This is a genomic window from Fulvivirga sediminis, assembly GCF_016757215.1.
GTDB classification, from domain to species: domain Bacteria; phylum Bacteroidota; class Bacteroidia; order Cytophagales; family Cyclobacteriaceae; genus Fulvivirga; species Fulvivirga sediminis.
Map to the genome: position 1 here is coordinate 65,515 of NZ_JAESIY010000010.1, position 21,691 is coordinate 87,205.

Annotated in this window: 21 protein-coding genes; 17 read left to right on the top strand and 4 right to left on the bottom strand. The window is 37.8% G+C overall.

The features are described 5' to 3' along the window. The first annotated feature begins 398 nt into the window (after nucleotides 1–398). The 5 genes from JL102_RS17700 (at nucleotide 399) to JL102_RS17720 (ending at nucleotide 4,815) form a co-directional block, all read left to right on the top strand. Nucleotides 399–623 carry a hypothetical protein gene (locus tag JL102_RS17700; protein WP_202245783.1) on the top strand — a complete coding sequence of 75 codons (225 nt, stop codon included), beginning with the start codon at nucleotides 399–401 and terminating at the stop codon, nucleotides 621–623. Next, on the top strand, nucleotides 614–904 hold the full coding sequence (locus tag JL102_RS17705) for a type II toxin-antitoxin system RelE/ParE family toxin (RefSeq protein ID WP_202245784.1): 291 nt from the start codon (nucleotides 614–616) through the stop codon (nucleotides 902–904). The genes JL102_RS17700 and JL102_RS17705 overlap by 10 nt, the downstream gene beginning before the upstream one ends. A 279-nt stretch (nucleotides 905–1,183) precedes the next feature. Continuing rightward, a complete protein-coding gene (locus JL102_RS17710) occupies nucleotides 1,184–2,215 on the top strand; it encodes a ligase-associated DNA damage response exonuclease (RefSeq protein ID WP_202245785.1) in 1,032 nt (343 codons plus the stop codon). Beyond that, nucleotides 2,212–3,801: an ATP-dependent DNA ligase gene (locus JL102_RS17715; RefSeq protein ID WP_202245786.1), complete on the top strand. Its 1,590-nt coding sequence runs from the start codon at nucleotides 2,212–2,214 to the stop codon at nucleotides 3,799–3,801. The genes JL102_RS17710 and JL102_RS17715 overlap by 4 nt, the downstream gene beginning before the upstream one ends. Before the next feature lie 30 nt (nucleotides 3,802–3,831). After that, nucleotides 3,832–4,815, top strand: a complete 984-nt coding sequence (locus JL102_RS17720; RefSeq protein WP_202245787.1) for a potassium channel beta subunit family protein — start codon at nucleotides 3,832–3,834, stop codon at nucleotides 4,813–4,815. Between the two features lie 70 nt (nucleotides 4,816–4,885). On the opposite strand, the gene JL102_RS17725 is transcribed toward JL102_RS17720, so the two are convergent. Further along, nucleotides 4,886–5,830 (bottom strand): hypothetical protein, encoded by a 945-nt coding sequence (locus JL102_RS17725; RefSeq protein ID WP_202245788.1) that lies wholly within the window; start codon nucleotides 5,828–5,830, stop codon nucleotides 4,886–4,888. 148 nt (nucleotides 5,831–5,978) lie between these two features. On the opposite strand from JL102_RS17725, the gene JL102_RS17730 reads away from it, so the two are divergent. Then, complete coding sequence (locus JL102_RS17730) at nucleotides 5,979–8,441, top strand: ligase-associated DNA damage response DEXH box helicase (RefSeq protein ID WP_202245789.1); 2,463 nt, start codon at nucleotides 5,979–5,981, stop codon at nucleotides 8,439–8,441. 107 nt (nucleotides 8,442–8,548) lie between these two features. After that, nucleotides 8,549–8,845, top strand: coding sequence for a thioredoxin family protein (locus tag JL102_RS17735; protein WP_202245790.1), 297 nt, complete (start codon nucleotides 8,549–8,551; stop codon nucleotides 8,843–8,845). On the opposite strand, the gene JL102_RS17740 is transcribed toward JL102_RS17735, so the two are convergent. Further along, on the bottom strand, nucleotides 8,829–9,791 hold the full coding sequence (locus JL102_RS17740; RefSeq protein ID WP_202245791.1) for a hypothetical protein: 963 nt from the start codon (nucleotides 9,789–9,791) through the stop codon (nucleotides 8,829–8,831). The two genes, JL102_RS17735 and JL102_RS17740, sit on opposite strands and share 17 nt — an antisense overlap. A 268-nt stretch (nucleotides 9,792–10,059) precedes the next feature. Here JL102_RS17740 and JL102_RS17745 point away from each other — a divergent pair, with 268 nt between their 5' ends. From JL102_RS17745 to JL102_RS17760, 4 genes are all read left to right on the top strand, one after another. Continuing rightward, nucleotides 10,060–13,140, top strand: coding sequence for a SusC/RagA family TonB-linked outer membrane protein (locus JL102_RS17745; RefSeq protein ID WP_202245792.1), 3,081 nt, complete (start codon nucleotides 10,060–10,062; stop codon nucleotides 13,138–13,140). Between the two features lie 12 nt (nucleotides 13,141–13,152). Next, complete coding sequence (locus JL102_RS17750) at nucleotides 13,153–14,562, top strand: SusD/RagB family nutrient-binding outer membrane lipoprotein (protein ID WP_202245793.1); 1,410 nt, start codon at nucleotides 13,153–13,155, stop codon at nucleotides 14,560–14,562. Nucleotides 14,563–14,583: 21 nt separating this feature from the next. Then, a complete protein-coding gene (locus JL102_RS17755; protein ID WP_202245794.1) occupies nucleotides 14,584–15,000 on the top strand; it encodes a hypothetical protein in 417 nt (138 codons plus the stop codon). Nucleotides 15,001–15,123: 123 nt separating this feature from the next. Beyond that, nucleotides 15,124–16,191 (top strand): mandelate racemase/muconate lactonizing enzyme family protein, encoded by a 1,068-nt coding sequence (locus JL102_RS17760; protein ID WP_202245795.1) that lies wholly within the window; start codon nucleotides 15,124–15,126, stop codon nucleotides 16,189–16,191. 54 nt (nucleotides 16,192–16,245) lie between these two features. Here the strand turns inward: JL102_RS17760 and JL102_RS17765 are convergent, their stop codons facing one another. Then, nucleotides 16,246–17,307: a hypothetical protein gene (locus JL102_RS17765; RefSeq protein ID WP_202245796.1), complete on the bottom strand. Its 1,062-nt coding sequence runs from the start codon at nucleotides 17,305–17,307 to the stop codon at nucleotides 16,246–16,248. 95 nt (nucleotides 17,308–17,402) lie between these two features. On the opposite strand from JL102_RS17765, the gene pdeM reads away from it, so the two are divergent. Continuing rightward, complete coding sequence (gene pdeM / locus JL102_RS17770; RefSeq protein ID WP_202245797.1) at nucleotides 17,403–18,065, top strand: ligase-associated DNA damage response endonuclease PdeM; 663 nt, start codon at nucleotides 17,403–17,405, stop codon at nucleotides 18,063–18,065. A 73-nt stretch (nucleotides 18,066–18,138) separates the two neighbouring features. On the opposite strand, the gene JL102_RS17775 is transcribed toward pdeM, so the two are convergent. Next, nucleotides 18,139–18,714 carry an outer membrane beta-barrel protein gene (locus JL102_RS17775; protein ID WP_202245798.1) on the bottom strand — a complete coding sequence of 192 codons (576 nt, stop codon included), beginning with the start codon at nucleotides 18,712–18,714 and terminating at the stop codon, nucleotides 18,139–18,141. Between the two features lie 240 nt (nucleotides 18,715–18,954). Between JL102_RS17775 and JL102_RS17780 the strand changes: the two genes are divergently transcribed. The 5 genes from JL102_RS17780 to JL102_RS17800 all read left to right on the top strand — a co-directional run bounded on the left by JL102_RS17780 (nucleotide 18,955) and on the right by JL102_RS17800 (nucleotide 21,630). Continuing rightward, complete coding sequence (locus tag JL102_RS17780) at nucleotides 18,955–19,473, top strand: RNA polymerase sigma factor (RefSeq protein ID WP_202245799.1); 519 nt, start codon at nucleotides 18,955–18,957, stop codon at nucleotides 19,471–19,473. Beyond that, nucleotides 19,460–19,972, top strand: coding sequence for a hypothetical protein (locus JL102_RS17785; RefSeq protein WP_202245800.1), 513 nt, complete (start codon nucleotides 19,460–19,462; stop codon nucleotides 19,970–19,972). The genes JL102_RS17780 and JL102_RS17785 overlap by 14 nt, the downstream gene beginning before the upstream one ends. Nucleotides 19,973–19,991: 19 nt before the next feature. Next, complete coding sequence (locus JL102_RS17790; protein WP_202245801.1) at nucleotides 19,992–20,516, top strand: DUF4252 domain-containing protein; 525 nt, start codon at nucleotides 19,992–19,994, stop codon at nucleotides 20,514–20,516. Between the two features lie 68 nt (nucleotides 20,517–20,584). After that, nucleotides 20,585–21,091, top strand: coding sequence for a DUF4252 domain-containing protein (locus tag JL102_RS17795; protein ID WP_202245802.1), 507 nt, complete (start codon nucleotides 20,585–20,587; stop codon nucleotides 21,089–21,091). A 68-nt stretch (nucleotides 21,092–21,159) separates the two neighbouring features. Then, nucleotides 21,160–21,630, top strand: a complete 471-nt coding sequence (locus tag JL102_RS17800; protein WP_202245803.1) for a DUF4252 domain-containing protein — start codon at nucleotides 21,160–21,162, stop codon at nucleotides 21,628–21,630. Nucleotides 21,631–21,691 lie beyond the last annotated feature (61 nt).

Consider the following 21,691-nt stretch of genomic DNA (forward strand, 5'->3'; position numbering starts at 1 on the left):
ATACACATATTTGCCAAGAGACTTGTCTAGTACGGTACACCCCACAAAGTCATCCTGAGGCACTCGAAGGATAGACTTTCTGCAGGCTTAGACTGCATACTTACTTATTACGTCACCATTTCAGCTTTTACACTCTACTCTTCGACACGGCTCAGTGTGGCTCTATGGGTAGTTTTGGTTTGTTGGATTGCAGTTGTATGTTATTGATGGTTTGAGGGTGAACTATGTTCTAGCCGATCATTTATGATTACATAAAATGAAGAGTTAAATAAAATAAATACCATTGCCAGCCAGAAATGATGTATTATGGCCAAGTAGATGCTTCATATTAGTGAGCAATTAGAACGAATATTTTAGGCAGTTATGTGTATACCAATCATTTAAATTGGCAGGGAAAAATGATAAATATTCGTTATTTTGCAGTTATGAATATAGAAGCTAGAAAATATCATTTGATAGAGAGGTTGATGAAGTGTGATGAAAATGAGTTGAGAAAGATTGAGATTTTTCTAGAGCAGGAATCCGCTCTGTCGGCATCGTTGGATAGGTCTTTAAATCAAGTGCAGGAAGGTAAGGTTATTTCGCATGATCAGGTAAGGAAGAAATATGAGAAATGGCTTTAGAAATTGTTTGGACTGAAGAAGCCAGTGAAGGACTTGATGAAATAATTACTTATTTAGAAAGGAAATGGACTCAAAGGGAGATTAAAAAATTCTTTGTCAGGCTTGAAGACTGTTTGGAGAAAATATGTAGAGCACCGCATCAGCCGAAGGATTCCCTAAGAAAGCCAGGAACAAAAGAATATCAGCATTCACCTCACACAACCATATTTTATACTTACGACGATAAAGTGGTAAATATTTTAAGAATATGGACCAATATGAAGAATCCCAGTAGTATATAATCAATTTTAATTATTTGTCTTTATTCTTTAACATTGATCTCAATTATATTGAGTCTATCCATCAGTAAATTCTACTCAATAACGCATAGTTGCCAAGAGATTTGACTAGCATGCTAAACCCCCAAAAGTCATCCTGAGGCACTCGAAGGATAGACTTTTTGCAGGCTGAGAGTGACTCTGATTATAGTGTTTAAATCATTGACGACTCCATTGCCACCACTAACACTCTTTTAAAGCCTAATTTCCCAACATTCCAGAAGCTCACCTGTTCTATTTCTAATGTTATTACAATTCACTGAAATAGGAATTCACTGTCCGCAGGCAGATATTTACATAGATCCGTGGAGGCCTGTTGATAGGGCACTAATTACGCATGGGCATGCAGATCATAGCCGTCGGGGGCATAAGTATTACCTGTGTACAGAAGCAGCCATGCCGGTAATCAAATACCGATTAGGGCAGGATATTAATGTGGAAACTGTGAAGTTTGGTGAGGTGAAAACCATCAATGGAGTGAAGTTTTCTTTCCACCCTGCCGGGCATATTATAGGATCTGCTCAAATCAGGGTGGAGTACAAGGGAGAAGTTTGGGTAGCATCTGGTGATTATAAAGTGGCTGCTGATGGGCTCACGGAGACTTTTGAGCCAGTAAAATGTCACACTTTTATTACAGAATCTACTTTTGGTCTGCCTATTTATAAGTGGAAATCTCAAAAGGATGAGTTTGAAGAGATTAATAACTGGTGGCGTACAAATCAGGAGAATGGTAAAACTACGGTGCTCACAGGTTATGCCCTGGGTAAAGCGCAGCGAATTATTCAAAATCTGGATCATAGTATAGGCACGGTGTATACTCACGGAGCGGTAGAAAATGTTAATGAAGTCATTCGTAATCAAGGGGTAGATTTGAAGTCTACAGTAAGAGTAACACAAGATATTCCTAAAGAAAATTTTAAAGGCAATATAGTGGTGGCCACTCCTTCGGCTATAGGCTCTCCCTGGATGAAAAAGTTTATGCCTTACAGTGTGGGTGTTGCCTCTGGCTGGATGAGCCTGCGCGGCGCCAGAAGAAGAAGAGCGGTAGACCGAGGCTTTGTTCTGTCAGATCATGCTGATTGGGATGAGCTCAATACAGCTGTAAAAGCTACAGAGGCTGAAAGGGTATTTGTCACTCATGGCTATACCAATATCTTCAGCCAATGGCTCAATGAGCAAGGTATAGAATCGGCGACAGTAGAAACGCAATATGAAGGGGAGCTGACAGAAATAGGGGAATCCACCGTAAAAGAAGAGGAGGAAGAAAGCTCATGAAATATTTTACTGAATTATTTACTCGCCTCGATCAAACCACCAAAACGCTGGTTAAGGTAGATGCCCTGAAGGAATATTTTCACAAGGCTACTGATAAAGATAAACTATGGACTATCGCCTTGCTTTCTCATCGCAGGCCCAAACGAACGATCAATAGAAACTATATAAAAAAATGGGCCGCTGAGTTTAGCGAGTTGCCGTATTGGCTTTTCGAAGAGAGCTATCACATAGCTGGAGATCTGGCAGAAACCATCGCTTTGATATTGCCCAGTCCAGAGAGTCGTACGGATAATTCACTCACTTATTGGATTGAATACATACAGGCATTAGGAGGCTTGGAAGAAAATGAGAAGAAGGCTCAACTCAAAAGCGCCTGGCTGTCATTAGATGCTACCGAACGCTTTGTATTTAATAAACTGATTACAGGGGGCTTTAGAATGGGTGTTTCTCAGAAGCTAATGGTTCGTGCTTTGGCTAAATATACGGGCATTGATGAGAGCAGCTTGGCACATCGGCTTATGGGTAATTGGACACCAGAGACTACCACTTTTCAGGATTTAATACTTTCTGAAGATGCTAATGAAGATAACTCAAGGCCATATCCTTTTTATCTGGCTTATGCCCTGGAAGATGAAACTGAGTCGCTGGGAGATACAAGTCTATGGTTCGCTGAGAGGAAATGGGATGGCATTCGTGGACAAATTATAGTGAGGGAAGGAGAACTGTACGTATGGTCCAGAGGAGAGGAGCTGGTTACAGATAAGTATCCTGAATATGAAGTTTTAAAAGAAAAGCTGCCGAACGGCACTGTTTTAGATGGCGAAATTTTGCCTTATAAAAACGGACAACCTTTACCTTTTAATCTGCTGCAAACCCGAATTGGTCGTAAAAATTTAACAAAAGGTGTATTGCAAAAATCACCTGTGATATTTAAAGCATACGATGTGTTGGAGTGGCAAGGCGAAGATATTAGGCAATGGCCTTTAGAAAAACGACGTACGCAGCTGGAGTCATTGGTGGGTGACGTGGGTGATCCGGTGTTGCATCTTTCTGACCTCGTGATTTTTAATGAATGGCGGCAGTTGGCCGCTGAGCGAGATAGAAGTCGTGAATTTTTCAGTGAGGGGATTATGCTTAAGCGAAAAGATTCCACCTACAAAGATGGCAGAAAAAAGGGCGATTGGTGGAAGTGGAAAGTTGATCCTTTAACTATAGATGCGGTGATGATCTACGCTATGCGGGGCAGTGGAAGAAGGGCCAATTTGTATACTGATTATACCTTCGCCGTTTGGGATGGTGAGCAGCTGGTGCCCTTCACTAAAGCCTATTCTGGCCTTACTGATAAGGAAATAGGCCAAGTAGACCGTTTTGTGAAGAAAAATACCATTGATAGATTTGGGCCTGTTCGTAGTGTAACGCCTGAGCTGGTGTTTGAAATTGCCTTTGAGGGAATTAACAAGTCTAGCCGCCATAAGTCAGGAGTAGCGTTAAGATTTCCTCGGATAAAACGTTGGAGGCATGATAAACCCAAAGAAGAGGCTAATACATTAGAAGAACTACACCAACTGCTAGAGGTGTATGGTTAAAATAAAAATAGATTAAATAATTTGAAAAACATGGAATATAAGAGATTAGGAAAATCAGGATTACAAGTAAGTCGCCTTTCTTTAGGCTCTTGGCTTACATTTGGAAAACAGATCGAAGATAATATCGCTGAAGATCTCATGAAAATAGCATATGATGCAGGAGTTAATTTCTTTGATAATGCCGAGGCTTATGCCGGAGGTAAATCAGAGGAAGTGATGGGAAGTATCCTTAAAAAAATGGGGTGGAGAAGAGATAGCTATTCAGTTTCTAGTAAAGTCTTTTTTGGAGCAGATGGAGGTGAAGGAAATCTGAAGCCCACTCAGAAGGGGCTTAATAGAAAACATGTAACAGAGGCTTGTCATCAGGCTTTAAAAAGATTGCAGGTAGATTATCTTGATTTATACTTTTGCCATAGGCCAGATAAAGATACACCTATTGAAGAAACTGTTTGGGCTATGCATAACCTTATCCAACAAGGGAAGGTGTTGTATTGGGGTACCTCAGAATGGAGTGCTCAGGAAATAATGGAGGCACATATGGTAGCCAGACAATATAACCTTATAGGACCTACTATGGAGCAGCCTCAGTACAATATGATGGTTCGGGATAAGGTGGAAAGTGAATTTTCCAGGGTTTATGATACGGTCGGTTTAGGTACCACCGTATGGTCGCCATTGGCATCTGGGCTACTTACAGGTAAGTATAATAATGAATCTCCAGAAGATACTCGCTTTAAGTTTGAAAGTCTTGACTGGCTAAAGGACAGTACTTTGGTGGAGGAGAAAATTGAAAAAGTACGCCAACTTACGGCTCTCGCTAAAGAGCTTGATCTATCCATGCCTATTTTGGCATTAGCCTGGTGTTTGAAAAATGATAATGTAAGTACTGTGATACTCGGAGCTTCTAAAACTAGTCAGCTGGAAGAAAACCTGAAGGCAGTTGATGCTACCAGTAAGTTAACCTCTGAAGTGATGGAGAATATTGAAACCATTTTGGATAATAAGCCAGAATAATTTCAGTAGAAGGTTATAAAATAGGGGCCAAATATCATTTGGCCCCTATTTCTAAGAATAGTAAGTTTATTTACATATCCTTTTTAAACTTGTCATAGCTCTTTTGCATCTTTTTCTGGGCTTCTTCCAGGTTAGAGGCTTTCAATTTCTTTTTACCCATAAAGACAAACAATATAACATCAGACTCTGTACTGATAATCATATTGATATTGTAAACTATTGGTGTTCCGGTATAGTAAGGAATGTTTTTCCAATAAATATAATCAGTTGAATTTTCTTTTCGCTTCTGATTAATCTCCGCTTCACTTACCATTTTAATATCACACAAAGACCAGCCTTGTATAGCTTCTTTTAAATCTTCATTTTTCTTATCAGCCTTTTTCTCATCTTCATATTCTGGTACCAGAAATGTTTTTTTAGGCAGGGTTTCATATACCTTTACAAAGTTAGATTTATACTTGTTTTTCATGGCTTTCACAGATTTGTCACCTGATTCTTCCATCGCCAAAGCGCCTTCCAGAGAATTATTAAGCATGTTGATAATTAAGATCAGATCATTTTCATCAGTTATATCTAAGTCATTAATAACTGTGCTTGCTATGGGGCGCTTTTTAGGGTATGCAGACCAGATTTGAGCTGATATGTTAAGTACTTGGCCATCCTTTCTCTGTTCCATAAACATTAAAGCCAAGGCATCTTTCGGCTTTTCTTTTAGAAATTCTTTTGGCTCAAATTTTTTGATGATATAGTCTGTCGCATCATAAGACGAATTTTTCATGGCATTACTCCATAAATTCGTTAACTCCGTAGCAGATCGGCTGAGTCTTTCATATTCCTTGAGTTTGTCTTTTTTTATTAGCCTTTTCATGGCTTTATCGCTAAGATCAAACTTGGGAACCCATAGTGTACGTCCTTCAAGTAAGGTGTAGTCAAACTTTTTTATAGGGTTAAACTGGGCAAAAGAGCTATTAATGCAGCTTAATAAAATGATAATAAAAATTGGTAATTGTTTCATTTATTGATAGTTGATTTTAATGAGAGCTTTCAAATTATTATTAGAGTTTTAGCTAATAAGTAACCATGATATATATTTTAAATGCTAGCTAATATGACATGCGTAATAATTGAAGTATCTAAATGCTTATGAATTTGTTATAAACAAAATGGCAGAAGAAAAAGCATTAATTCCTATAGCAGAAGGATGGTTTGAAGATCAGGGCTGGAAACCGTTTCAATTCCAGAGAGAAAGCTGGCACGCCTATTTGAGTGGTTATAACGGATTGGTAAATGCCCCAACTGGCAGTGGTAAGACCTACTCACTGGTAATGCCTATTTTATTAGAATACATTCGTGAGAATGGAGGCGCTACCAGTTCAGTGGGTAAAAATGGATTACGGGCCATTTGGATAACCCCCATAAAGGCGCTAGCCAAAGAAATAAGTAATTCTGCACAGCGTGCGGTGGCGGGGCTGGGACTAGATTGGCAGGTGTCTTTACGTACTGGCGATACTTCTCCTGCTGATAGACAAAAGATGAAGAAAAATCCTCCTGAATTTCTCATCACTACGCCTGAGAGTTTGCAGCTAATGCTGGCTCAGAAAGGGTATCCTAAATTTTTCAAGAACTTGCGGGCAGTGGTTTGTGATGAATGGCACGAACTTATGGGGTCTAAAAGAGGAGTACAAATGGAGCTGGGCTTGTCTAGGCTCAAAACTATTTGTCCTAAGCTGAAAATATGGGGTATTTCGGCTACCATAGGTAATATGGATGAAGCCGTGCAAGCCTTGCTGGGAGCATCTCTTGATAAAGGCAAAAGTAAAATTATCAGATCTGATATTAAAAAGGTCATTGAAGTAGAGTCTGTTTTACCAGATACATTGGAAAAGCTGCCTTGGGCAGGTCACTTAGGTGTAAACCTAATCGATAAGGTGATTCCAATTATAAAAAACAGTAATAGCACCCTTATTTTCACTAATACCAGGTCTTTTGCTGAAATATGGTATCAGAAGCTATTGGATAGAGCTCCTGAGTTGGCTGGTACCATGGCGATGCACCACGGCTCTATCAGTAGGGAGCTTCGAGATTGGGTAGAAGATGCCTTACATAACGAGCAGTTAAAGGCGGTGGTTTGTACCTCTAGCTTGGATTTAGGGGTTGACTTTCGCCCGGTAGAAACTATTATTCAGATCGGCAGCCCGAAAGGCGTTGCACGGTTTATGCAACGGGCAGGCAGAAGCGGTCATCAACCGGGAGCACTTAGTAAGATTTACTTTGTGCCTACGCACTCGTTGGAGCTGGTAGAGGCAGCAGCATTAAGAGAGGCTATCAAAGTGGGTCTGGTAGAAGATCGAATTCCATTTATTCGCTCATTTGATGTGCTCATTCAATATTTAGTGACTTTGGCCGTATCTGATGGTTTTGATGAAAGAGAAATCTTTGAAGAAGTAAAAGAAACCTTCTGTTATAATAGTATTGATAGAGATGAGTGGCTTTGGCTGCTGAGTTTCATTACCACAGGCGGCAGCTCCCTTACTGCTTATGACGAATATCGGAAAGTAGAAATAGAAGACGGACTTTATAAAGTAACTAATCGTAGAATAGCCATGAGGCACAGGCTTTCTATAGGTACTATTGTGAGCGATTCTTCATTGAAAGTAAAATATATTACAGGAAAGTATATTGGCACCATAGAGGAGTGGTTTATCGCCAGGCTTTCTCCGGGAGATGTGTTTTGGTTTGCAGGCCGAAATCTGGAATTTGTAAGAATAAAGGAAATGGTAGTGCAAGTGCGAAACACTAAGAAAAAAGCAAAAGCGGTACCTTCATGGATGGGCGGCCGAATGCCACTGTCTAGTCAAATGTCAGTTATGTTAAGGAAAAAGCTGCATGGGGTCACTCTAAAGGGCAAAAAAACAGATCCCGAGCTTAATTTTTTAATGCCTTTGATGGAGCTACAGCGCAAAAGATCACATTTGCCGAATAAAGATGAGTTTTTAATAGAATATTTTAAGAGTAAAGAAGGATATCACGTGCTTATGTATCCTTTTGAAGGGCGCTTTGTACATGAAGGTATGGGAGCCTTGCTGGCTAAACGCATTTCGGAAATAACGCCAATCACTTTGAGTATCGCCATGAATGACTATGGCTTTGAACTCCTTTCAGATAGAGAAATACCCATCTATGAGGCTTTGGAAACGGATGTGCTTACGTCTGATAACCTATATCAGGATATACAGGGTAGCATGAATAGTGTGGAAATGGCCAGACGAAGATTCAGAGATATTGCTTCTATATCAGGCCTGGTGTTTAAAGGATATCCAGGTCAGCAAATAAAAGATCGCCACCTTCAATCTTCTTCACAGTTATTCTTTGATGTATTTCATGATTATGAAGCTGATAACCTGTTGCTTCTGCAGGCCTATGAAGAAGTAATGGATTTTCAGCTGGAAGAAGCTAGAATGAGAAGAGCTTTAGAACGGATACATCAGCAAAAAATAATAGTTACAGAGCCAGAAAAGCCCACGCCGTTTGCTTTTCCTATCATGGTAGATAGAATGAGGGAAAAGTTATCTTCAGAGAAATTAGAAGACAGGATTAGAAGAATGACTCTCGATTTTGAAGAGTGATGTAACTTTTTCGGTTGAATAGTAACATTTATCGATAGGCAGTGTAGCCATTTTTCTTTATTCCACGTTTAAATACTGATAGAACGTGATAATTTAATAGTTTTTATATGTCTAAATTTCAAGAACTAATCAACGGTAATAAGCCAGTACTGGTAGATTTCTTTTCCAGTATAGCTGGTTCCGGCAGAAGTAGGGATCCATTGCTTAATGAACTGAAGACAGAAATGGGAGAAAAGGCGCGGATAGTAAGAGTAAACGTGGATAATAATAAACATGCTGCATTTACCTATGGCGTTAATGGGGTGCCTACGTTCATTCTGTTTAAAAGTGGCCAAGTGCAATGGAAACATTTTGGGAAAACCGCCAAAGATGAGGTGAGCGCTATTCTTAACCAATTTGTTTAAAAATAGTGTCAGCTCTTAGTTCTTCTAAAGAATGAATGTAACTCGTGGTAATGATGTTATTACTGCGTTGTTTTATGAAATTAAGAACTAATGTATCTTCCTCTGATAAGTTTAGAGGCTGATCGAAGGGTATTTCCATACCCTCACATTTATAATAATCATACGGGGTTTCTTGCTTTACTAGTAGATTTTTGATGGCTATGGCATGTCCTTTTCTATCTAAAGTATTAGAAACCCCGCTAATTATTTTAGGATTGGTTTCAAACCCTATGTTGAAGATGTAGTTTTCCTTTTCGTTCCATTCAAGGTTTTCGCATTCTATATATAATGCGCCATCACGTATTACCATGTTGGAGCTCTCGTATTGGTGTCCTATCGTTTTCGTTTCTATAGTTACTATATGCTTGGCGTCTTCTTTTATTACAAAGGGAGTTTTTATCAGCACCCTGCTCTGGTCTGATTTCTGATAATACCTAAAATAATGCCCTACAAAATGTTTTCTTAATAAAAAACGGGTGCCATTATTGTTTTTGTCATGATATAGCTTTGTTGCTTCACTGCTCTCCTCCTCTGTACTTTTCCAATAATCCCAATCATTGATGCTAATATTTAAAAAGCTTAGCAGTGCGTTTAACTTTCTGTCTTTCGCATTGCCATTATTCCAATAGCCTTGTAATGTTTTTCCACTAATCCAGATATATGGCTTTTGTTGGTTTGTCATTTTTAGAAAGTGGATAAACTCATCCATAGTCTTGATTTTATATTTGAATTTGATGCTTTCAAATTCATTCTCGCCAAACAGAAGGTATTCTTTTATAAGTGAGGGTTTGCTAATTATATTTTTGGTTATTTCCTGATTGATTTTTCTAGCTATTCTTTCGAATACTGTGCGAGTCATGCCTTTCCATTCTTCAGTTTTTTCTGGTACGCCGGGAAGTTCACTCATTATAATTGCTTTTTCAACTCTGGATTTGATTCTATGTGGGATCATTATTAGCAAAACATAAAGTAAATGTTAAGAATAATAATGCTAAATGATGGTATTTCAAAATTTAGTCACTTCAGGCAGGGTAATGATGACTATGATTTGACTTAAAATTTTTATTCAATCGATTGATTATCAGTTAAATAGTTTGTTTTAGAATTATAATTTGACTGTTTTTAATTTTTCAATGACTTCTATAAATAGAGGGTTACTAACTAATAATCTGCCTATGAAGAAGTGTTTTGCTCAATTGTTATTGATGCAGGTCATGCTGTTTACACTTTGTGTTGATAACATGGCACAAACCATTACTGGTAAAGTTTCTACGGAGGAAGGTGAATTGCTTCCCGGTGTATCTGTGATGGTAAAGGGCAGCTCCATAGGCACAGTAACCGACCTAGGGGGTAATTATACTTTGGATGCAGGTGAAGAAGCTGCACTTTTGATTTTTTCTTTTATTGGATATAAAACCGAGGAGGTGCCCATACAGGGAAGAAGCCTGATTAATCATATTATGGAGCCAGAGGCTACCGAGCTGGAAGAGGTGGTGGTTACTGCTTTAAATATATCTAGAGAGAAAAGAGCATTAGGCTATGCAGTGGAGCAGGTGGGAGAGGCCACTATTGAAAAAAGTGGACAAACTAATATAGTAAATGCACTGCAAGGAAGGGTGGCAGGCGTTACTATCCGAAACTCTAGTGGTGCGCCAGGCTCTGGAGCTGATATAGTCATCAGAGGCATGACTTCATTAGACCCGAATAGGAGTAACCGGCCGCTCTATGTTATTGATGGTGTGGAAATTAGTGATGATGTAGATGCTACTTCTATTTTGCCCAGCTCAGGATCTAATTCTACTAATTCAGCATCTCAGGCCAGTGTCGCCAATAGAGCAGTGGATATCAATCCAGGAGATATTGCTTCTCTTACTATTCTTAAGGGAGCACAGGCTACAGCGCTTTATGGTATAAGAGCGGCTAATGGAGCTATCATTATTACCACAAAAAAGGGAAAAAAAGGAGCCCCTCAAATAGATCTTCACTTTGGGAGTGGATGGTCTACTGTAAATAAAGTACCAAAAGTACAGCGTAGCTTTATAGATGGTTCGTATGCTTCCACCAATAAAAGAGATGGCTATTTCTGGGATAGCTGGGGTGCACCGGTAAACCCTGCCAATGATAATACTCATGATATTTATGATGATTTTTTCAAGACAGGTACGGAAACGAATTACGGAGGTAGTATAGCTGGAGCTTCTGATAACTTCAACTATCGCTTTTCTTTTGATAGGTTAAATCAAGAGGGGGTGATACCTAAAACGGATTTTGAAAAAACTAATTTTAACCTGACTACCAAAATTAATATTGCTCCTAAGCTGGAGGCTACGGCTAATCTTATGTATGCTAATACAGGTGGACACAAGCCTCATGTAGGAGATAAGTCTATTTTGAGTAACTTATCATATGTTACTCCCATGGCAGATATCAACCATTATAAGGAACCCTATTCATTTGCTAATAACATATTTGGAGGAATCATAGATCATCCACTTTACTTGGTAAATACTAATGAATATACCGATGCTGTTAACAGGTATATTGTGGGGTTAGGCTTAAAATATGAGTTGAATGAACACATTTCTATCAATTATAAGATTGGTACTGATATTTATAGCGATGAACGTAAGAGGATAGTAAGCAATGAAACCGATGAAGGCTCTCAGGTAGATGGTTTTGTAGTAGAGCAGCGTAACAGTAGCTATGCTATGACTTCAAATGTTTTTGCTCAATTAAAATATGATTTTGGAGAGAAATTTAGCTTTTCAAGTATTGTGGGTCAATACACCTATATTAGAGAGAAAGATTATCTTACGACCAGAGGCGAGGGGCTTGCGCTAGATGGTTTCTATAACTTGGATAATACTATCAATATTTATCAAGCGAATGATAATACAAAATATAGAAATGCCGCCGTTTATGGAGAGCTTACTTTAGGATATCAAAATTATCTGTTCCTTTCTGTTACCGGTAGAAACGACTGGTCTTCTACGTTGCCTGTGGCTAATAATTCTTACTTTTTTCCATCCGCAAGCTTAAGTTGGGTGTTGTCTGATATGATAATGATGCCCACAGCTTTGTCATATCTTAAATTTAGAGGTTCTTATGCAGTGGTAGGCAAGGACGCTTCACCTTATCAAACAGGCATTTATTTTGAAAAGGCCAGTAACTTTCCCTTTGGAGATGCTCTTGGCTTTAGACAATCTACCTTAATTGGAGATGAATCTCTTAAGCCAGAATTCACTAACACATTAGAGTTAGGAGCTGATCTGCGATTGCTCAAAAATAGGTTTGGCTTGAATTTCACTTATTACAAAAGCGATCTTACTGATATGATTCTTTCAGTGCCCATAAGTAATGCTAGTGGAGCCTCCCGCTATGTTACTAATGCCGGATCTATGACTAACGAAGGTATTGAGCTCAACCTATCCGCTACTCCCATAACGAGTGGTGATTTTGCCTGGGACGTAAACTTTAATTTCACTAAACAGAAAGGGCGTGTGGAGGAGATTGATGAGGGGATAGAAGAAATAGAGCTGTATTCCTCTTTTGGTATTACTAATAAATATGTGAGAGGAGGCAAGGTTGGAGATTTATATGGATATGTATATAGGCGATCTCCCAGCGGACAGCTGATAATAAACAGTGAAACAGGGTACCCTGAGATAGACTGGGATACCTTGAGGCTAGCGGGTAATGCCATGCCTGACTGGTCTGCAGGAATGACCAACTCTTTTAAATATAAAGGTTTTGAGCTTTCAGTGCTATTGGAATGGAAGCATGGGGGGGATGTGCTAGATATGGGAAGAAGAAATAGTATACGAAATGGACAGATTAAGGAGACGGAAAGACGCTTTGAGCAAGTAGTTTTCAATGGAGTAAATGAATTGACTAATGAAGATGGAGAGGTAATTGGCTATGAACCTAATACCACACCTACAGAAATTACTCCTGCTTTTTACAGATCTACTACTAACTATAACTATGCCGCCGAAGTGCTGCTGGAAGATGCCTCTTGGTTTAGAATTAGAAATATTAGCATTTCATATAGCTTCCCTAAAATCTGGCTGCAAAGCATTCACCTTAATTCTGCCCGACTATCTTTTATTGCTTATAATGTCTTGCTAAGTACACCTGTGAAAGGCTATGATCCTGAAACGAATTATTTTGGAAGTGGAAGTAATATTTATGGGTATACAGGTCTTAAAACACCGGCCACACGCAGTTATTCAGTAAGGTTAAATATTGGATTATAAGATATACACATCATGAAGAATTTATATATAAAAACAATCGTGGTTTTTCTGCTGGGGCAGCTGCTGGTATCATCTTGCAATGATTTTTTAGATGTCAATAAAGATCCTACCAAAGTAAAAGCTGAAGATGTGAATCTCGAAGCTTTATTACCTACCGTTTTAGAAGCTACTTCAGAGAGTCATTACGAGGCTATGAATGCGGCTTCATGTGCCACTCATCAAATTGATCAGTATTTTGGATACTACACTGAGTTTACCCTTACTAGTAATTGGTCTCGAGCGTATCTGGAATGCCTAAATACTTTGAGTGTGATGGAAGAAAAGGCTACTGAAAAAGAAGCTCCTCATTATTTAGGCATAGTTCGTATTTTGCAAGCCCTCAATTTAGGGTTGGTTACTGATACCTGGGAAGACGCTCCTTTGGCAGAGGCTTTGGCTGGTTCTAATAATATCACACCAGCCTATGATACACAACAGAAGATTTATCAAGCCATATTTGATTATTTGTCAGAGGCTGAGGAATACCTGAAGGTCCAGGAATCAACCTACCCTCCCGATAATGATGATATGATTTATGGGGGAGACCTTAAAAAATGGGAAAATTTACTTCATGCCCTGAAAGCCAGGTATATGCTACACTTGTATCACAAAGGTCAATTTACAGCTTCTGACATACTCTCAGAAGTAGATTTAGGATTTACTTCTAATGAAGATAATTTTCAATTAGCATATAATGAGGTGAATCTTAATCCACTCCATAGTGATGTGGCTCTGGCTAATGAAACAGGCAATTTCACTGTTACGCATGGCAAATATTTCGTTGACCTGCTCAATGGAGCTATATATTCTGTAGTGGATCCCCGCCTCCCCATTATAGCGGATAAAGGCGCTTCTACGGAATATCACGGACTGGCATCTTATGATCCTAGCACACCAGCAAGTACCACTGATCTTACCAGGGATACATGGTATGCCAAGGAGAATTCTCCTATTATTATGATGAGCTATTCTGAACTTAAATTCATAGAAGCTGAAATGGCGCTGGAAACAGATCCTGCCAGAGCAAATAAGGCCTATTTGGAAGGAATTACTGCGCATATGAATATGCTTGAAGTGGAAGGAAGCGAAATAGAAGATTACTTAAACAATCCGTCTGTGGATTTAGGCCTCAGTATAGATCTCGAGCATATTATGAAAGAAAAATATATTGCCTTGTTTCTAAATTTTGAAGTATGGAATGATATGCGTCGGTTAAAATATGATCCTAAAATCTTTCGTGGCTTTGAGGAACCTGATTACGGAGGTCGCTCAGAGCCTGCGGCAAGAGCACTTTACCCTGTTTCCGAGCAAAATAGAAATGCTACAAACCTATCATCTCATATTAGAGAGTTTACACAAGCAATGTGGAAAGACTTAGATTAATCAGTTACTAAAGAAATCAATATGAAAAGGATATTTTATATTTTGTTGATGCTTATAATAATGACTTCTTGCTATGAAGAAGAGTATTTTATAGATGACAATACTACCTCTAATGGAGATCACTATCCTGTTATTCAGTCTTTAGTAGTAGAGGGAGATGTGCTCTCAGGAAATTCATTAAATCTTATAATGCATTACTGGTCATTAGATCCAATAGATCATTTTGAATTGTATGCCACAGAGCCAGAGCAACAAGAGTCAATGGTGAATACTATTGCATACCAATATAGCTATGATGAAGAAACGGAAAGTGAGGTAATTTCTATTCCTTATGAAGTGCCAAATCTCAAATCAGGTAGTAATGTGGACTTAAGGGTTTTGGTTATTAATAAAAACGGTCTTACAAGAGAAGCAATCACCTCAATTACGGTAGAATGATTATTTGCGGAAGTTTAAAATAAGTTTTTTTGAGTGTTTAGGTGAATTAAATTACTGATATATAGTTGTTTATATGGTTAATCATTCAAATAATAAACCAGTAGAAGTGAAAATATTTTAAGAATGAGAATTAAAAATATAGAGGTTTGGCGCATGAATTTAGGTAATACCAGGCCTTATACTATTGCTTTTAAAACCGTAGATGATGTGGATAGTGTTTTTGTGAAAATAACATTAGAAAATGGTGAGTACGGTGTAGGAGCGGGGAACCCTAGTAGGCAGGTTGTTGGAGAGTCTTTAGAAGATACTCACGCCACTCTTAGTGAAGAGAATCTTGAGTTTTTAATCGGGAAGGATATCCGTGAAATACATGGTGTTTTATATGAGGTAATGGTCAGGTTTCCTGAGTTTCCGGCCGCAAGAGCAGCTTTAGATATCGCCTTGCATGATGCTTTTACTAAATTTTTAGGGGTGCCGTTGGCTCAGTTTCTGGGTCGAAAATTTAGAACATTAGAAACTTCTGTAACCATAGGGATTAAAGATGTGAAAGCCACTTTGGAGGAAGCAAGAGAATATTATGATATGGGTTTCAGGTGCTTGAAAGTGAAAACTGGCAGAGACGTAGATGAGGATATTGAACGTGTGGCTAAGTTGAAAGAGGTTTTTGTTAATAATGTGAAAATCAGACTTGATGCCAATCAAGGGTATGATCAGGCAGCACTTTTAAAGTTTTACAAAAGTAGTAAAGAGTGGAATATTGAACTTATAGAACAACCTTTGCCTGTTGATCAGTTGGATTTATTAAGGCAGTTACCTCAGGAAATAAAGGAAATTATTGCTTTAGATGAAAGCTTAAAATCCCCGGAAGATGCTTTCTTATTGGCTTCTCAGCCCATTGCGGGTAGAATATTTAATATTAAATTAATGAAATCAGGAGGAATATTTCCCGCTATGCAAATGGCTAATATTGCTAGGGTCGCTCATATTGATTTAATGTGGGGGTGTAATGATGAAAGTGCGGTTAGTGTTACAGCCGCTTTGCATGCTGCGCTATCATTTTCCAATACCAGGTATATTGATCTGGATGGCAGTCTTGATGTGGTGACAGATGCTGTTACTGGGGGCTTTAAAATAGACGAAGGCTGGATGAGTACTACTGAAAAACCTGGTTTGGGTGTAGAGCTTATATAGATAAAACAGAAAAGGTGTCCTTAAGGATACCTTTTCTGTTTTATGTTAAGATTACTATTTCTTCTTTGTTAAGCCCCAAATTAAATTCACATTGTTTATAAGTGTTTTTAACTCATCAGGTTTTAAAGCTTGTTTAGGGTCATCACCAATACCATATTTAGGATCTACGTGAGTTTCTATTATGAGTCCATCTGCACCATAAGCCATGGCAGCCATTGAGGCAGCGCACACATATTTGGCTCTTCCTACTGAGTGTGAAGGGTCTACGATTACCGGAGCCCATGTTTTTTCTTTCACAAGAGGAGTAATGCTTTCGTCAGGATTGTTTCTATATCCATCTACTTGAGGAATAGTACCTCTTGGGCAAAGCATAACATTAGGATTACCTCCTGCAGCTATATATTCAGCCGCAGCAATAAGCTCATTGATAGGCCCCATGGCTCTAGATCTCTTTAAAAGCACAGCTGTTTGAGTTCCTGCTGTTTTTTCTCCTATTTTTTTAAGTAAAGAGTAGTTAAGAGCATTTCTAGTTCCTATTTGTAGTATGTCCACTTTAGCATCCATGGCTACTTCTAGCTGATGCTCATCCATCACTTCCGTGTCGATAGGTAAGCCAGTTTGCTCTCGTGCTTCAACTAAAATTTTAATGGCACTATCATCTCCCTGATAAGAATAAGGCATAGTACGGGGTTTCCATACACCGCCTCTAATCGCTTTAGCGCCAGCTTCTTTTACCGCATGAGCTGTTTCAAGAAAATAATTAGGATTGTTAGGGTCGATAGTACACTGTCCGGCAATAATAAAAGGCTCAGTACCTACTATTGAATTTCCAACTTTAATCTGGTGGTGGGTTAATTCAGAATGAATATCCATCAACTTATAAGGAGAATCAATAGCATCAAACCTGTCAATATAATCTAACCCAAGTATTCTATTTATCATTACTTGTTCTCTCTCTTCACCTAATAATGCATAAATAGTTCTATGTATGCCTTCTATTGGTTGGATCTTGCAATTGTATTCATTTACAATGTCCTTGATTTCCTTCAGTTGTTCTTCTGTTAATTTCGGTTCCTTAGGTATAATCATATTGCCTTCTGTTCTGTTCGAATCCAAAAGTAGTAGTAATTATATAAATTCAAATACAATTATCTTAGTTTCGTTATTTTAAGTCATAATTTTGTGTATTTGATAAAAATAGAGCTTTTAAATTGAAATACTCAAAAACATTTAATGGTATTTATGTCATTGATATAAAAGGCGAACGATTACTTCTGTTGCCAGAGAAGGCCTTGCTATGGGAGAAAAGGGGCATTCTTTTATTGGCAGATATGCATTTGGGGAAGGTCAATCATTTTAGGAGGTCTGGTATTGCTGTATCTTCAGAACCTAATAATCAAAATATAGATCGCTTCATTAATCTACTTCAAAGGTGGAAGCCAGAAAGGGTTTTGTTTATGGGTGATCTTTTTCATAGCCATTACAATGCAGAGTGGGAGGTGTTAGGCCAAGTGCTTAAATACTTTCCGGCAATTTCTTTCGAACTCATTATTGGTAATCATGATATTATGAGTGAGTATCAGTATTTAAAGCATCAGTTAATACTTCATGAAGAACCTTTATATATAGGACCATTTTCATTATCTCATGAAACTATAGAAGAGGAAGCTTATTATAACATCGCTGGTCATCTGCACCCCGGAGTAAGGTTGACAGGAAAGGGAAGACAAGCTTTAAAACTGCCTTGTTTTTATTTCGGATCTCAACATGGTCTTTTACCGGCCTTTGGAGAATTTACCGGCCTTGCATTAGTGAAGCCTAAAAAGGAAGATCAAATATTTGTGATCATTAATGAGCAAGTGCTGAAGGTTTAGATTATTTATGAATTCCTATAAATAGAAAAAGGCTGCCAAAATTGACAGCCTTTTTTATATTTAGTAAAGGTTTTTAGTTTTCACCTCCAAAGATGAATGCACCTAAACGAATTCCGAAGTAGCTGTTTTTGATATCATAAGTAAACGTTCTTCCTTGCGAATCACTTGCTGTGCCTTCACTCTTACCAATAATATTGTAGTCAAAGTTGATGTTGAAGTGTCCGATATCTATGCCAAGTCTGGGGTAGAACCCAAATTTATTTTCAGATGCATCTGCACCGGCAGAGCCATTGTTGGAAACAGAAACACTAGCAGATGAAAATAAACCAAATCCAAGACCCACATAAGGGCGAACTTTTGAATCACTTAAATAGTACTGACCGTTCAAGCTGTAGGAACCATTAGCTGAAACATCAGCACCGGAATCATCAAGACCCCTTGCCATCCAAGCAGACTCAATTCTTAGGCCAACAGCAATGGCATCATTAATTCTGTACGCAGGTTCGAAATCAAAAAGAACACCACCACCTCCATCGCTAGGATGAGCATACCCTAAGCCTAAACCTAATTTGAAAGGCTTGTAATTTTGAGCGCTAACTACTGCTGAAGAGCAGGCTAGAAGCACTAACGATAATAAAAAATTTCTCATAGTATAAAGTGAAAAATTGTTCAACATTGGAAATGTATACACTACCTGTCATTCTTAGTAATCGTTATATAAATATTCTATTATATAATAAGTATAAATATATTTATAAAGCTTGTAAAATGATTATTATGTATAAATAATAATAAAATAAATGTTTTTTTTGTTGGTTGCTTTGAGCTCATTTATTTTTTTTCAAAATGGCTGTAACAAACTGAAAAATGGGTCGTCTTGCTTCTGAATATGAGTTTGGAAATTTTCAAAAATAAAGTTCTACCTGTTAAAAATAAGCTTTATCGCTTTGCTTTAGGCTTCATAAAAAATGAGGACGAGGCGAAAGATATAGTGCAGGAAGTTTTTATTAAAATTTGGGATAAAAAGGAGGATTTGTTGGCCATTGAAAACATAGAAGCGTGGTGTATGCGTGTAACTCGTAACCTTTCTCTGGATAAACTCAAATCCAAACATAAAAAGTATACAGATTCATTAAACGAAGAGTTTGATAAATCTGACGATAAAAATCAGACTCCTTATAGGAGTACAGAAATTAGTGATACTATGAGCATGATTAATCTTTTTATAGAGTCATTGCCTGATAAACAAAGGCAGATTATTAAGCTTCGAGATATAGAAGGATATAGCTATAAAGAGATAAGTGAAATGGTTGGGGTGGATATGAATCAGGTAAAAGTAAATTTATTTAGAGCCAGAAAGGCAATTAAAGAGAATCTATTAAATATCAATGCATATGGACTTAGATAGAATAGAACATCTGTTGGCTAAATATTGGGAATGTGAAACCTCTCTTGAGGAGGAAGACGAACTGAAGGAGTTTTTTACTCATCAGCCGGTTCCTGGACACTTGAAGTCAGTGGCTTCTCTATTTCAATATTATGAGGCTGAGGGTGAGAAAGATGAATTGGGAGCTGAGTTTGATGAGCTCATATTGGACGAATTAGAAAATAAAAAGTCTGGAAAAGGTAAAGTTATAAAGTGGGTGAATGATGCCCTTAAAGTAGCGGCAGTCTTATTGATATTGGCCACTGCTGGCTACTTTATGCAGAAGGAATATCAGGATAAAAAAGAGAATTTAGAGCCTTATGTTACCGGCACCTTTGAAGACCCTGAGAAAGCATTTGAAGAGACAAAAAAGGCTTTAATGCTTATTTCTAAAAACATGAATGTAGGTAAGAAGCAAGTGGAGAAAGTGGGTGTTTTGCATGAAGCGCAAAAGAAAGTAAAAGAAACAGAGACATTATAAATATTAAAACGGAGAAGAAATGAAACGATCAATTTTAGTGCTGTCTATAGGTGTGCTGCTCTCATTCAGCGCTCAAGGTCAGGATGCCATAAGTAAATTTTTCAGTAAGTATGAAAATGATGAGGAATTCACCCAGGTATCTGTAAATAGTAGAATGTTTGAGCTATTTACCAATCTTGAAATGGAGTCAAAGGAAGACCAAGAGGTGATGAATGCGATTTCTAAACTTAAAGGCATAAGGATATTAGCAAAAGAAGATGCTAAGGATGGTAAAAAGCTATATAAAGAGGCCTTTCAGTTACTTCCAAAAGAGGAATATGGGGAACTTATGTCTGTCAGGGATGGAAGTACTGATCTGAAATTTCTGATAAAAGAAAGTGGAGGCAAAATCAATGAATTATTAATGATCAGTGGAGGAGAAAAAGAGTTTTTCATCCTCAGCTTATTCGGTGAAATAGATTTAAAACAAATAGCTAAAATTTCCAAGTCTATGGATATTCAGGGGCTTGAAGGCTTGGAGAAATTAAATAATAAGAAGGAATAGATACTTTCAAGGTCAATTGAAAATAAACAACAACAAGCAACACATTAACAACTCAAAATAAATAGATTATGAAACGTTTAATTATCTCAGCATTAGCTGTAATACTAACAGCAGGTATTTCCTTTGGGCAAAGTAAAACCATTCAAAAATTTCACGAAAAGTACAAAGATGATCGTGATGCTACGGTAGTAACCTTTACAGGTGGACTGTTTAAATTACTCGCCACCGTTGCTTCTTTGGATGAGCAGGATGAAGATTCGCAGGTTATTTCCCGCATAGCTGATAATATTTCTTCATTAGAACTGGTTTCTATTCCTATGTATAAGTCAGGGTTTAAGAGTGAAGATATAGCCAAAATGAGATCTGAGCTCAAAAAAGAAAAATATGAAGAAATGATGACCCTACGAGATGGTTCTGATCATATTTACTTCATGACTCAGGGAAGTGATAGTGAGATCAAAAATATGCTCATATTAATAAGTGAGGAATCTGACTTTATGGTGATGAATGTTAATGGAGAACTGGACCTTAAAGATCTAGCTTACCTGGCTAAGAAAAGGAATAATTTGAATTAAGCAATATATCATTTAATCATGAGTTGCCTGGTGTGTTTCATGCCAGGCAATATTATATTACAGCCATTATGAAATTACTACTCTTGATGTTAGCCGTTTTATTGCCATTGGTTTTATCTGCTCAAAGCAAAACCACACGAGATTTTTCAGAAGATCATGAAGAGGGCACTTCGTTCTTTTTTTATAAAAACACTTTAAAAATGCTTAATCAAACCGATAGCGAAGAGTTTGATGAGTTGATTAAAGATATTGATAAGATGAAGTACTTTGTTGTAGAAAAAAAAGGAGATAACATTAATAAAGGAACTTACGCTGAGCTCGTAAAAGGATATAAGTCTGAGCAGTTTGAGAGCCTTATGAATATGAGGCATGAAGGAATGAAAGTTGACGTTTATATCCAGGAAGATGAGGGGGTAACTACCGGATTGGTTTTTTTGATGAACGATGAAAGTAGCTTGTCAATTTTGGATATAAAAGGATCAGTTCCTCTTAATAAATTGGCTAACATCATATCAAAAGTAAGAGAGTTTAAACCCTGATTAATGGAATATAGTGGCTAAAAATCGATATTTTATGGCTTTTGTTCTAAAAATACTATCT